Origin of the sequence: Pseudoalteromonas sp. S3785 (assembly GCF_005887365.1) — a bacterium.
Taxonomy (GTDB): Bacteria; Pseudomonadota; Gammaproteobacteria; order Enterobacterales; family Alteromonadaceae; genus Pseudoalteromonas.
The window spans coordinates 63,619-76,733 of the sequence record NZ_PNCT01000041.1 but is presented as its reverse complement, the minus strand read 5'-3'; the positions used below and the strand labels follow the sequence as shown (position 1 = coordinate 76,733).

The 13,115-nt window shown below is 40.8% G+C and carries 12 protein-coding genes; 7 read left to right on the top strand and 5 right to left on the bottom strand.

The window, feature by feature from the left end:
• The 6 genes from CWC17_RS11510 to CWC17_RS11485 form a co-directional block, all read left to right on the top strand.
• On the top strand, window positions 1-585 hold a 585-nt coding region (locus CWC17_RS11510; RefSeq protein ID WP_138612969.1), incomplete at its 5' end, for a glutathione S-transferase family protein.
• Window positions 586-628: 43 nt separating this feature from the next.
• Window positions 629-1,756: a zinc-binding dehydrogenase gene (locus CWC17_RS11505; RefSeq protein ID WP_138612968.1), complete on the top strand. Its 1,128-nt coding sequence runs from the start codon at window positions 629-631 to the stop codon at window positions 1,754-1,756.
• A 238-nt stretch (window positions 1,757-1,994) separates the two neighbouring features.
• Window positions 1,995-4,553, top strand: a complete 2,559-nt coding sequence (locus CWC17_RS11500; protein WP_138612967.1) for a CotH kinase family protein — start codon at window positions 1,995-1,997, stop codon at window positions 4,551-4,553.
• Between the two features lie 84 nt (window positions 4,554-4,637).
• On the top strand, window positions 4,638-5,549 hold the full coding sequence (locus CWC17_RS11495; RefSeq protein ID WP_138612966.1) for a polyphosphate polymerase domain-containing protein: 912 nt from the start codon (window positions 4,638-4,640) through the stop codon (window positions 5,547-5,549).
• 1 nt (window position 5,550) lies between these two features.
• Window positions 5,551-6,138, top strand: a complete 588-nt coding sequence (locus tag CWC17_RS11490; RefSeq protein ID WP_138612965.1) for a DUF4956 domain-containing protein — start codon at window positions 5,551-5,553, stop codon at window positions 6,136-6,138.
• Between the two features lies 1 nt (window position 6,139).
• The gene (locus tag CWC17_RS11485; RefSeq protein ID WP_138612964.1) at window positions 6,140-7,231 is read left to right on the top strand and encodes an OprO/OprP family phosphate-selective porin; all 1,092 of its coding nucleotides are present in this window, start codon (window positions 6,140-6,142) and stop codon (window positions 7,229-7,231) included.
• Window positions 7,232-7,598: 367 nt separating this feature from the next.
• On the opposite strand, the gene CWC17_RS11480 is transcribed toward CWC17_RS11485, so the two are convergent.
• From CWC17_RS11480 to CWC17_RS11465, 4 genes are all read right to left on the bottom strand, one after another.
• A complete protein-coding gene (locus CWC17_RS11480; RefSeq protein WP_138612963.1) occupies window positions 7,599-8,480 on the bottom strand; it encodes an NAD-dependent epimerase/dehydratase family protein in 882 nt (293 codons plus the stop codon).
• Window positions 8,481-8,623: 143 nt separating this feature from the next.
• Window positions 8,624-9,466, bottom strand: coding sequence for a hypothetical protein (locus CWC17_RS11475; protein WP_138612962.1), 843 nt, complete (start codon window positions 9,464-9,466; stop codon window positions 8,624-8,626).
• 116 nt (window positions 9,467-9,582) lie between these two features.
• Complete coding sequence (locus tag CWC17_RS11470) at window positions 9,583-10,131, bottom strand: GNAT family N-acetyltransferase (RefSeq protein ID WP_138612961.1); 549 nt, start codon at window positions 10,129-10,131, stop codon at window positions 9,583-9,585.
• Window positions 10,132-10,247: 116 nt separating this feature from the next.
• Window positions 10,248-10,694: a hypothetical protein gene (locus CWC17_RS11465; RefSeq protein ID WP_138612960.1), complete on the bottom strand. Its 447-nt coding sequence runs from the start codon at window positions 10,692-10,694 to the stop codon at window positions 10,248-10,250.
• 683 nt (window positions 10,695-11,377) lie between these two features.
• Here CWC17_RS11465 and CWC17_RS11460 point away from each other — a divergent pair.
• Entirely contained in the window at window positions 11,378-11,863 is a 486-nt protein-coding gene (locus CWC17_RS11460; protein WP_171042087.1) for a hypothetical protein, read from the top strand.
• Window positions 11,864-11,890: 27 nt separating this feature from the next.
• Here the strand turns inward: CWC17_RS11460 and CWC17_RS11455 are convergent, their stop codons facing one another.
• Window positions 11,891-13,096 (bottom strand): anhydro-N-acetylmuramic acid kinase, encoded by a 1,206-nt coding sequence (locus CWC17_RS11455; RefSeq protein WP_138612959.1) that lies wholly within the window; start codon window positions 13,094-13,096, stop codon window positions 11,891-11,893.
• Between the last annotated feature and the right edge of the window lie 19 nt (window positions 13,097-13,115).

The window sequence follows — 13,115 nt, the reverse complement described above, 5'->3', positions numbered from 1 at the left end:
ATATACAACAACGACGAGCAGTTTTTAGCTATAAACCCTATGGGAAAAGTACCGGCTATTACCACCGCTGATGGGCTAAATATTGCAGAGTCGAGCGTTATTTGCGACTACCTTGAAGAAACCTACCCAAACAACACGCTTTACCCTGAAGATTCAGCCGAGCGTGCTTTTGTTCGCCAAATAATGAAAATAAGTGAGCTTTACTTTGAATTGCCAAGCAGGCGCTTAATCCCGTATGTATTTACAGGCTCCCCTGCCCCTGAACACGTAAAAGACGACATTCGCAAGCTTTTAACGCGCGGTGTAAACGCCCTTTGTGAATTAACGCATTTTTCGCCGTGGATAGCAGGCGAACAATTTAGCATGGCAGATATTTATGTTTACTACGTAAATACAGTGGTTAACGCATTTACGCCAAAAGAGCTTAATTGGGATGTACTGGCCGAAATACCTGGTATGAAAGAGTGGCAAGCAAAAATGAGCCAGTTGACCATTGCTCAGAAAATAGAAGCAGATCGCCAAGCAAATATGTCTGAGTTTATGCAAAAGGTAACAGCACAAATACAGGCAGCTCAAAGCAAGTAATTACGCTATACGCTACCCATTCTCAATTTATAGGAACAGTATTATGACAGATACAAATACACAACTTACTTCAACAATTAACAACGACAACACCCTAACGCTTGCTATAAAAAATATAGATATGCCAACACCACAGGCCGATGAAGTGGTAGTACGTATAGAAGCCGCACCGCTGAACCCGTCTGATCTAGGTGTGCTATTTAGCGCAGCCGATATGAGCACAGCAAAACAAACGGGAACTGATCACAGCCCTGTTATTACAGCAAATGTACCTGCGCAATTTATGCCATCGCTTGAAAAACGCGTAGGTAAAGCTGTGCCCGTAGGCAATGAAGGTGCTGGTAAAGTAGTGGCTGCGGGTTCATCGCCAGCGGCACAAGCATTAATGGGTAAAACTGTGGCTGTTATTGGTGGTGGTACGTATCGTCAGTATTTATGTACTAAAGTACAAAGCTGTTTAGAATTAAAAGAAGGCACTACCGCTAAAGAGGGAGCGTCGTCTTTTGTAAACCCGCTTACCGCACTAGCCATGGTAGAAACCATGCGCGCCGAGGGCCACAAAGCTATTATTCATGCAGCAGCGGCTTCTAATTTAGGGCAAATGTTAAACCGCATTTGTATTGCCGATGGCGTTGATTTAATTAATATTGTACGCAAGCCAGAGCAAGAAACTCTATTGCGTAATATGGGCGCTAAATACGTTGTAAATTCAAGCAGTGATACGTTTATTGACGATTTAACAGCGGCCATTATTGAAACTGGCGCGACTATTTCGTTTGACCCAATTGGTGGCGGCCAATTAACAAGCGATATACTAAATTGTATGGAAGTAGCGGCCGCACGCGATATGAAAGAGCACAGCCTATATGGCTCAGACACGTTTAAACAAGCATATATATATGGTGCGTTAGATCGCGGGCCTATTACGCTTAATCGTAATTTTGGTTTTGCATGGGCTGTAAGTGGCTTTTTACTATTTAATGCCTTAGGTAAATTAGGCACTGAAACTGTAATAAAAATGCGTAAACGTGTAGCAGATGAAATAACAACCACCTTTGCAAGCAATTATACACATGAGGTTACCCTCGCTGAGGTATTAAAATTAGAGTCAATTGCCGCTTATTCTAAACAAGCTACTGGCGAAAAATTCTTAGTTAAACCACACGCTTAATTATAACCTACACCCTTATAAAGCAGATACTTATAGCAGTATCTGCTTTTTTATAAATACACATGCTAATCACAGCCTAGCTGTGAGGTTAATGCACAGTATAAAGCCTCTCATCACAGTTTATTAAAACCCTTCATAAAATCATCACAAAAACGTAACTTACTGAATGTTTACACATTGTTTGCACCTTCTATTTTTATAGTTTTGCGACGTTAAAAAAATTAAAAAGATCGCATCAATGAATATAAAACCCATGCTATTTTATTCAGTTATTGCCTCTACTGCCTTTTTGTATGGTTGTGGTGGTAGTGAACAAAGTAGCGACACCAGCTCAGAGCAAACTGACTCATCATCAACAACCACCAGCACCGGCACACTCGTTATAAACGAAATTGTCGCAAGCCCAAGCGACACCACCTACGATTGGGTTGAGCTATACGCCACTGCAGACATAGCCGACTTATCGGTATTTTCACTTGTTGATGATAACGCCGACAGAGAGCCTCAAACTTTACCTGCTGTATCGCTTTCGCAAGGTGAGTTTATTGTTATTCAAGCCATTGATGAAACCGACACACCGCCCGACAACGGTTATTACGTAACCTTTAAATTAGGTAGCGACGATGCAGTCACGTTATACGAGGACGACACTACCGTCTCTGTACTTGATTGGGAAGAAGGCGAAGCCGCTGAAGGCTTTAGCTACGGCCTATACACCGATGGTACCGGTACAGCGCAAACATTAGCGCCAACAGAGGGCGCAGCTAACCAAACAGCAGATACCTCTTCACTTGTTACCACCTTAATTGCTGAAAATGCGCCACTGCGTATAAACGAAGTAGTAGCAAAAGATAGCAGCGGCGGTGAGGACTGGATAGAACTTTATGCAACAAGCAGTAGCGATGTTTATTTAGCCGACTACACACTAAGTGATGACAATAACGAGCAATTTTCTCTACCTGATATTACATTATCGCCTGGTGAGTTTTACCGTATTTACGCAAGCACTGATGATTTAGGCGACCTACCAAGCGTAGCGTTTAAATTAGGCTCAAGCGATACCGTAAGCCTTTACAGTAACAATGTAATTATAGAGCAGTTATCGTGGAATAAAGGCCAAGCGCTAAGTGGTTACAGCTATGGCCGCTACCCAGATGGCAGCGATGCAACTACAGTACTCACTCCAACAGAGCTTAGCTCAAACAGCCAGGCAACTCACGGGCCTCTCGTTATTAACGAAATAGTGGCAAGTGCCGCAGACGATGGCAACGACTGGTTTGAGCTATACAATAATAGCGAAAATACAATTAACTTAGCCAACTACCACGTTATTGATGAAAGCGATGACATAGACCCCGTTACCCTGCCCGACATAGATTTATACGCAGGCCAATACATTACTATTTATGCCACCGATGAAGACCCAGGTACTTACTACGTACCCTTTAAACTAGGCAAAGAAGACGAGCTTAGCTTAATGCTCAACGATGAAGTAATTGACTACATTGACTGGGACGAGAGCGATGTAGCCACAGGTTTTAGTTACGGCCTAAGTAGCAGTACCGATTTTACCCATGCATTTTTAACACCTACCCCAAGTAGTGAAAATACAGTTGCAACCGCCTTTACACCTACAGCGGTTAATACGCTTTCTATTACAATTAGCGACGAAAACTGGCAAGACATTCTAGATAACCCACTTGATGAGGAATATCACGAAACCGCTATTACCTTTAATGGGGTAACACTCGATAGCGTGGCTATTCGCACAAAAGGCGGCTCAAGCTTAAGCAGCGTTGCCAACTCAAGCAGTGACCGCTACAGCTTTAAGGTCGACATTAACGAATATGTGTCGGGTCAAACGTTTTTTGGACTAAAAAAGTTCACACTACAAAACTCGTTTAACGACCCGTCGTACATGCGTGAAGTAATTGCCTACGAGCTAATGGATGAAATGGGCGTGCCAACGCCTGAGCATGCCTACGTTAACTTTTATGTAAACGGCGAACTATTTGGTTTGTACTTAATGGTAGAAGCCGTAGATGGCGAATTTGTTGAAAAACACTTTGCCAACAGTAATGGCGATTTATACAAGCCAGATGGCACAGGCAGCGATTTACTATGGCTAGGTGACGACATACAAAGCTACACCGATATAAACCTGCAAACCAACGAAGACACCACCGATAATGGCGCATTTATTAACTTTGTAGAATCGCTCGATAACGGCGAAACAAGCGCCATAGATATAGACACGCTTTTACGTTATATGTCGGTAAGTACTTCTTTATCTAACCTTGATAGTTACCACGGTACACTTGCTCATAACTATTATATTTATGACCAAGACGGTGTATTTAGCATTTTGCCATGGGATTTTAACGAATCATTCGGCACCTTTAATATGGGCTGTAACAGCGTAGATATAAGAGAGCTTTATATAGATGAGCCCGTAAGTGGCGCATTAAATGAACGCCCAATGCTTGCTAATGTATTTGCTGATCAAAATAACCTTGATACATACCACAGTTACTTAACACAGCTTATTAATGGCTCACTTTCAAGCGACACCTTTAGTGCCCGCGTAAATGAAATAGCCGACCTAATTCGTGAGCACGTACAAAACGACCCTACCAGTTTTTATGGCTCAGATTACTTTGAGCAAAACCTCACATCAACTACAGGGCAGTTTTATGGCTTAACGTCGTTTATGCAGTACCGCGTAGCAAATATGGCCGCGCAGCTTGATGGCTCATTACCTTCAGCTGGCGACGGCAGCGGATTTTGCGCTAGATAATAATCCATCCTTTTAGCAGTACCTGCATGCACCCATGCAGGTACTGCAATTTATTACTTTGTAATTTAATAATCTGAGAAAATTATGACCATTCAAACTCAAATTAAGGATGAATTTTTTGAAAAGGATGCTTCAGCCTCATCTGCAGTACTGACTGCAATAAATGCAAAAACTAAACCCGCCACAATTGCAAAAACGCAGTCAACCGATGCGCTTTCAATACAGGTTAAAAATCTACTCACCCCATTTGAAGGTTATGGGTTAAACGATCTTAATAACGCTAATTTAATGAACCGTGTAGACAGCAAGTTTATGTTGCCACTGTCTTTTTTACCGGAGTTGCTCGCTCACCTTCAAGGTCATTATCGTGTGCTAGATATACAAGGAAAACGATTTTTTTCTTATTATAATCAGTATTTTGACACCCCTAAACTTGATTTATATACAGCCCACCATAACGGAAAGCTTAATCGCTATAAAGTACGCCAAAGGCGTTACGTTGATACAGCTACCGAATACCTAGAAGTAAAACTAAAAAACAACCAAAGCCGCACAGTTAAAACACGTATAAAGCTCGAAAAAAATAACCAGCACGCTAACACCACGGCGTTTATTAAAGAGCAAATGCAAAACAACTTTGCACATTTAAACGTAACACAGCAAAGCGGCTATAACCGCATAGCCTTAGCTAACGAAGAAAAAGCCGAGCGCTTAACGCTTGATTTTAACCTGTGGTACAACACCCCAAAAGGCGATAAAAAAATAACCCTGCCTGGCTTTTTTATTGCTGAACTTAAGCAGAGTAAAAAAACAAAACACTCACCCTTTTACAGGCTAATGAGCAAACATCACATTTTTCCAGTTTCGTTCAGTAAGTACTGCATTGGCTGCGCTTTACTCTACCCAGAGCGCTTAAAAGCAAACCGTTTTAAATCTGTTTTAACACGCATAAAACAGCTACACAGCATTAAACCACTACCTTTAGAGAATAATTAAAATGACAAAATTGGATCTTATTTTTCTTTCCCGCTTTTTAGTAAACATCTTATCGTTGGCTGTACTTTGCTATGGCTGTTACTTTCGTATTAGTAAAAATGCGGTAGTAGCAGGCTCGTTTATTTTATTTGGCGTAGGCGTGTTTATTATTACCTTTTTGCTGCATGGCGTTGATATGTCGATGGAATTTGCCTTTGGTCTATTCGCTGTGTTTACCATGCTTAGGTACCGTACTGAGTCTATTTCTATTAAAGAGATGACCTACCTATTCCTCGTTACCGCAATTGCATTACTCACCTCTGTAGGGCAAATGAGCTTAATTGAGCTAAGCATTCTTAATGGCATAATTTGCTTAATTGCCTTTTTAATTGACTCAAGCGTATTTGTAAAACGCTACGAAGTACAAAGTGTTTGCTACGAGCGCATAGAAAACATAACCCCGCAAAACCAAGCCACACTAATAAGCGATTTAAAGCAGCGCACGGGCCTAAACGTAGTTGCCGTAGATATAGAACACATCGACTTTTTAAGAGATGTAGCGCAACTAAAAGTAAGTTACTTAGCTAATAAACAAGCAAAGGCAGCCTAACATGACCTCTAAACAAACGATCACTTATGCGGCACTTTCAGCACTTTGCTTTGTAAGTAACGCAAGCTTTGCCAAAATTAACGACGATATAGACCTAAGCGGCTATATCATGCTCGACTACAACAAATTTGATACCTCATTATTAGAGGATCAATACAACAGCAATAGCTCAGAAAGTACCTCTGAAATACGCCGCGCTCGCCTAAGTTTTAAATCAGACATAAGCAAAGACTGGAAAAGTAAATTTCAGCTTGGCTTTGCCGATGGCGAAACCGAAATAAAAGACGCCTATTTAGAATACTCTGGCTGGAAATTTGCCGATTTAACAATAGGTCAGCAAAAAGAAGGCTTTGGCCTAGAAAAACTAACCAGCTCTCGTAATTTATTAATGCTTGAGCGCAGCATGATAAGCGAAGCGTTTTCACCAGGGCGTAGTTTAGGTATTAGCCTATCGGGAGACATAGCCTCAGTAAATTGGCAACTAGGTTATTACAAGCCCGACGAAGACGAAGCAACGTCTGCTATTACAGGGCGTTTAGCTTGGGTGCCGTGGCAACAAAACACTAACTTATTACACTTAGGCGTCGCATTTAGTGAGAGGCAATACGATGGCAATGAATTTAGAGTAAATGAACCACTTGAAGTTTATACCGCCGACTCATTAATAGAAGGCGATAAAATTAATGCCGATAGCCTCTCGCAACAAGGCGTAGAGCTACTATGGCTTAAAGACAGATTTACCATGATGGCCGAGTGGCAACAAGCACAAGTAACCAGTATTGAAGAGTCAACCAATGATTACGAAGGCGGCTATTTGCAATTTGGTTATCAACTATCAGGCGGATACCGAAAATATAAAAACGCAAAACTAGGCGCAAGCTCAGAGCCAGGCTGGGAAATTACAGGCCGCTACAGCCTACTTAAGCTCAAACAAGAAAACCAAGACGCTAAAACCTACGCCCTCGGCGTTAACTACACCGTAAACAAAAACATAAAATTTATGGCCGACTACATTAAAGCCGATTACTTTGAGGCGGGCGGTACTATCACATCGGGCAACGCAATCTCATTAAGGCTGCAATATTCGTTTTAATGCGTTTAGTGTTTAGTCGGTTAAGCTAAAACTATAAAGCCCCTGTGTTACACGTTACGTTTAATACAGGGGCTATTTTAATAGGGCTGTTATAAACAGTATGACTATACACACTCTTTGAAAGTTACTTATCAAGCTGGTACTTACTCCACTAGCTTGAAAGTATTAATTACAGTGAAACTTAGTGAACAAAATATGGGCCATGGGCTAGTACAGGCCGCTATCGATAAACTAAACTTGCAAACGGCTTTAGGGGCAAAGTAAAAACTTTTAATAAAGTGTACTGAGGGCGAACTCGCTTTGCCTAATGTTAAAACCAATGCATAGTAAAAATGCTACCCATGCCGAATCACTCTTAATTGCTTTGTTAGCTGCGTTTCAAAATTGGCAATACTTCAGGTATTTCAGTATCTAGCATTTCCAAAACGCTTTTAAAACCATGTATAGGTGACCACCCTAATTTGTCACATGCAGATGATGAATCATATACGCGATCTAAGCTTTGAGGTAGTTGCCAATTTCTTTGTTTAAATGCCAGCGCGATGTCAGGACATTGACGCTCGATGACAGATGCAGCATCAGTATATAGCGCTTCACAATCAGAAAGTTGAAAAGGTGTAGCGCCTGAGATTATAAAACGATTAAAACCACTTAAGCGTTTTTCCACAGAACATAAATGTGCGTTTGCTACATCACGAGCATCTATGCCACGAGTAAGGCGAAATACTGCCATTAAATCCGCAGGTTCAGGAAAGCATCTCGACATTTGCAGCACAGTAACTGGAAGCTGAAACAACTTTGAAATTTCTTCTAGCTTAGCTTCAGCCGCAATTTTACTTTTATGATAAATCGACTTGGGTTGAGGAGTAACGTCTTCATTAATCCAACCTGCAATACCTTTAGGTGTTGAAGCATAGCCGTACAATGCAGTAGTGCTGGTAAAAATAAAGTGCTTAATACCTGCTTTTAATCCAGCCAGAGCGAGTTTCTCGGTCGCGTCTACGTTGATAGACTGAAACGCTGAATCAGGTACTAAACCAACATGGGGAGCGTGAAGAGCCGCTGTATGAATGACGGCATCAACATTTTTAAGAGCCCGATCAATCAAATCACTATCAAGAATATCACCAATGTAATCGGCTGTTGAGCAAGGCGTTTTATCAATGCCAACCACGTCATGGGTGCGCATTAATTTAATATAGATTGCACGCCCGACTCTACCGGCAGAGCCTGTTACTAAAATTCTCACTATGACACCTTACTAATGATTGACCTCAAAGCAGCTAACGCCCGGCTCACCAGCGGCCAAACCGGAGTGGTTTTTGTGTTAAGGTGTAGCGTAGCGAAACCACAAAAACCGCGCAGGTCTGGTCATCTGCGTGGAGCCGCTTGTTAGCTTAACAGTGTTTGCAAATGTTGTTTAAACTCACTTGTTGTATAAGCCTTTGTTCCAATGCCCATATATTCGTATGCAGCTTCTGCCTTACGAACATAGTGGGAATCTCTCGAAACAATTGCATTGAAATAAGAACCTACTAGAGCATGCTGTGCATCTACCAATCGAGATCCTTTTTCATACTTCTTCTTTGGGTCACTCCAGTACCCAAAGCTGTCAAGTAAGGAAAAAAACATTACTAGATCCTTTCTGCTTGGATCATGCTCGGCTTTTTCTCCTAGCCCCTTTCCGACATCCTTAAAACTTTCCTCACAAATAGCTGATACAGTAGTTATCATATCTCGTAAGCTTTTTGGAGGGCTTGGTGCGCCAACCTTGACTTCATATGGATAATTCTCAATTTTACTATCAATACATGCCAGAGCATCTTTGGGGGTCATATTGTTCAGTAAACTTGGATCGAGATTGTATTCTGTACGTAACTCCGATATCTGTTCAAACGAAATCATATTCGCAAATGTCTTGTTGACATCAATTCCTACATCTACGTCGTTGATTGTTTTAAAGACCTCTTCGGGGTTTTCATACTTAAAGCCAATGCTTGTAAAAGAGTTTTCAAAATATACCCTTTTACTAAGATCTCCAATGTACATTAATCTAGCTTGATTCCTTTCCTCTCTTTCTAAATCAGTAACCTCTCCAATCAACTCCGCAGAAAATGGGTAACAATAAGGGCCGACATATAGGCTACGAAGCAGCAATGCCATTAGTTCGTTATCACGACCTTCAATCGTATCGATCACAACATTGCTATCTAAATAAATTACTGATCTTTCCATGTCTCGTCTTTATGCAATGAACTTAGTTTCGGATTTATTTCAGCTAACGCCCACATAAAAGGCGAGCGTTAGCGAGTCCAGCCCACGTTTTTTGTGGGCGATTTTTAATGTGCTTGTTATAAGGCATTTTGCTGCCACTCTGATTTACTTATTTTATATAGTACATGCTCACATTGTGGATGCGAGACATCAATGCTTGGATGCATAAAGTTTTGACCGCTATTACGCATACCAATTTTTTGCATGACAGCCATAGAGCGAACATTAGCCAAAGTAGTGAACGATACAACCTCAGTTAAATTTAATGTGTTAAACGCATATTCGAGTGTTTTTGTAGCAGCTTCCGTTGCGTACCCTTTACCCCAATGCTGCTTAGAAAGCCGCCATCCAATTTCTACGCATGGCGAAAATGGCATATTGTCTTTGGGAATGTGCAGGCCGACAAAACCAATAAACTTATATTGATTTGGAATTTCCACTGCCCAAAGCCCCCAACCTCGATCTTCGATCAAGGCCTGAATTTTTTTTGCCATTTCATGGCTTTCTGATTGCGTCTGAAGTTTTGGAAAAAACTCCATAACATCCTTGTCGTTGCACATTTCTGCGAAAGGAAGAAAGTCATCTTCTGTCCACTGACGAAGTAGCAACTTTTCTGTTTTAACCATACTATGACCATGCCTTATAACTTTTAAATAAGGGGCACAGGCAAGTGGGGCACAATGGCGAAGCCGCCCTACATGTATGCGTCCCAACGAACGAAGTGAGTGACTTAATTTTTTTGTTATGTGCTACTTTGTTCTTCAAAAGAGAACCCATTAAAAACAACCTTGAAGATAGAGCCTGAACGCATTTCAATTATATGGTTGTAAGCGTCGCCAGTAATACTAATGCGATGATCCAATATATCTCCATGGAAAGTGTCATTTGGGTTAAAACTATTTTCTGAACCTAAGAACTCATAGGCGACAACATCTGAATAGATTAACACTAGTGTTCTATCATGTTGTTGACCAAGTAGCTTTAATGTCACTCTTAACGAGCATTCAAATGGCCGTGTATTGTTTCTAAGTTCTTCTGTACACAGCGAAGATACCCATGAATCGTGAAGTGATCGAGGGTGACTCAATTCGTAGTGGTCTTCGTTTGATGCAAAAGAAAATAGCTCTGGAGGCATAGACTTCCTGTTTGCCTTAATTGAATCCATATAATCATCGAAGCTAATATTCATTACACAGTACTTTCCTTGGCACATAACAATTTAATAGTACGCTCGTCACGCATATTTCTACCGACTTAGCGCTCATTTATCTACTTTATATAGTTTTAACAAATTACCTAAGGTATTACTATCACTAAGTTTTCTAAAGTTTTTAGGTAAAGTTAAACAATCCAATTTGCGCACAGCGCGCATTTCCATGAATATATGAGCAAAGCGCAGTTTAGCCAATCTTAATGACCTGTTATCTCTCATAAACGCCTTACTACATTTTTAGCATAAGATAGCTTGGCTTGTGCGGGCACTCTTTTAATACGGGCTACAACATTCAACCGCAATGCATACCGTATTAAATCAAAAAAGATAAGTATGAAATTTTAATTTGGAATCTCTGTTTAATGCTTTAATTAGGTAAAGCCTAAAACCAAATTCTATTCCCTATGCAGAAAACCCTATGAGAAAACCCAAATAAGGAACAATAACACCACCGCTACAAGCCTTGCCACATATAGCTCTTCATTCCAGATGTGTGACAAACCATTCCAAAGTTGAATAAGAAAGAACACAAATAACGATCTTTTTGATCTAAAAACTGCGATTATCCGGTTAAGTGCAATTTGTCATAAAACTGCAATCAAAATAGGTGATAATTTAAACTCGAACTGTATTTTTTATAATCTAAGAAGTTGAAGTAAATGAGCACACCAATGACGCAACTCACATTTGCGTTACAGTCTTTTGAAGATCCTCTCTCTGCGGCGATGGGCCACACAATGGAATACGAGCAGTTAACCTTGCAAGCCAGTGCTATGCATGAAATAACGCTGCAATGCGTATTGCCCGACGACGCCCACGAAAACGATATTATTTCGTTGAGCGCAACGTATCCCAATGCGCGTGATGCACAATACATTAGTGAAAAAACACTCACTAATGCCGATTTAGAGCGTGGTTATGTGTATTTAACCTTGAGTAAAATTACCCAAAGCCACTGCTTGGTAATGCAATTAATGCTGCACGGCTTAAACGCCACTTTAAAAAATAGTTTGCAGTTTGATATGCAAGTAACTGCATTTGAGGCAGGTTATAAAAAACAACAGCAGCTTAAAAGCCAAGTTAAGCCTCACGGCGTTAAAAAGTACTTTCGTAATATGAGTTCAAGTTTATTTTCGTTTTTTTAATGTGTTGATATACGAATTTATAAAAGCTTAATCAGCAAAACTGACTTTACCCATAGTCACCCCAACAATACCCTGCGCAGTGTTATTTAGGTGTTGTTGCTCACCGGCCAGGCATTCGTTTGCTAAAATAGCAAATAACACAGCCTCTTTTGCATCAGGGTTTATGCCTAAATCATCGGTATTTTTAAACGCTTTTATACTTGGGCACAGCGCATTAAGGTGCGCCATTAATAACGGGTTATGAATACCGCCACCACTTGCGTACACCACACACTCTTTAGCACTTTGCCCGCATTCATTTAACGCATTTGCAATTACCGCCGCGCTAAACATATTTAAAGTAGCCATTACATCTTCATGGCTTAAGTGCTGTGTATTTGTTTGCAGCTGAGCAGCTTGCAAATACACTAAATTAAATACCTCTGGCCCCGTTGTTTTAGGCAGCTCAAGTTTAAAAAAGTCGTTGCTACACAATGCATTTAATAAGGCTATATTTACCTTACCGGCTTTTGCTATTTTTGCGTCATCATCAAAGTGCATGCCTTTAAAATGCTGCTGTACGTACGCATCCATAATGGTGTTACCTGGGCCTATGTCGCTACTAAATACGCTATTTGCATCACCACTTTTAGGTAAAAACGTTAAATTAGCAATGCCTCCCATGTTTAATAAAATGCGGTTTTCATTGGGGTTTGCAAAAAATAAGTAATCGCCATATACCGCAAGCGGTGCGCCTTCGCCCCCAGCTGCTATATGTTTTTGCCTAAAATCGCCAATTGTTGTAATGCCGGTGGTAACGGCTATTTGGTCGCTGTCGCCAATTTGTAATGTGCCATTAGTAAAGCTTTTATGATTATGCTGCGACTGGGGGCAGTGGTAAATGGTTTGCCCGTGGCTGGCTATTACATCAATACTTGCCGGCTTTACCTGCCAAGTATGTAAGCACTGATTAACCATATCGCCATGGAGTTTACCTACCCACGGATGCAGTAAGGTTACTAGTTCTAAATCGCACTCTCGTTTGGCAAATACCTGCTTTATTCTAGTTTTATACTCGTTGTTATATTCAACGGTAGTAAAATTTAAAACTTCAATTTGCGTATTTATACCTGCGCCCGTTACTTTACACAGTGCTACATCGAGCCCATCTAACGAGGTACCACTCATTAAACCTATAATTAAACGGCTTGGTTTTTGGGCACTATTATAAAGGGCGGCTATGTGTGGGTGCATAAAGGTATCTTAAACAGGT

Bases quoted from the DNA above. Each gene is read 5' to 3' on its own strand.
- CWC17_RS11505 (WP_138612968.1), top strand. From the start codon at position 629: ATGACAGATACAAATACACAACTTACTTCAACAATTAACAACGACAAC.
- CWC17_RS11500 (WP_138612967.1), top strand. From the start codon at position 1,995: ATGAATATAAAACCCATGCTATTTTATTCAGTTATTGCCTCTACTGCC.
- CWC17_RS11495 (WP_138612966.1), top strand. From the start codon at position 4,638: ATGACCATTCAAACTCAAATTAAGGATGAATTTTTTGAAAAGGATGCT.
- CWC17_RS11490 (WP_138612965.1), top strand. From the start codon at position 5,551: ATGACAAAATTGGATCTTATTTTTCTTTCCCGCTTTTTAGTAAACATC.
- CWC17_RS11485 (WP_138612964.1), top strand. From the start codon at position 6,140: ATGACCTCTAAACAAACGATCACTTATGCGGCACTTTCAGCACTTTGC.
- CWC17_RS11475 (WP_138612962.1), bottom strand. From the start codon at position 9,466: ATGGAAAGATCAGTAATTTATTTAGATAGCAATGTTGTGATCGATACG.
- CWC17_RS11470 (WP_138612961.1), bottom strand. From the start codon at position 10,131: ATGGTTAAAACAGAAAAGTTGCTACTTCGTCAGTGGACAGAAGATGAC.
- CWC17_RS11465 (WP_138612960.1), bottom strand. From the start codon at position 10,694: ATGAATATTAGCTTCGATGATTATATGGATTCAATTAAGGCAAACAGG.
- CWC17_RS11460 (WP_171042087.1), top strand. From the start codon at position 11,378: ATGAGCACACCAATGACGCAACTCACATTTGCGTTACAGTCTTTTGAA.
- CWC17_RS11455 (WP_138612959.1), bottom strand. From the start codon at position 13,096: ATGCACCCACACATAGCCGCCCTTTATAATAGTGCCCAAAAACCAAGC.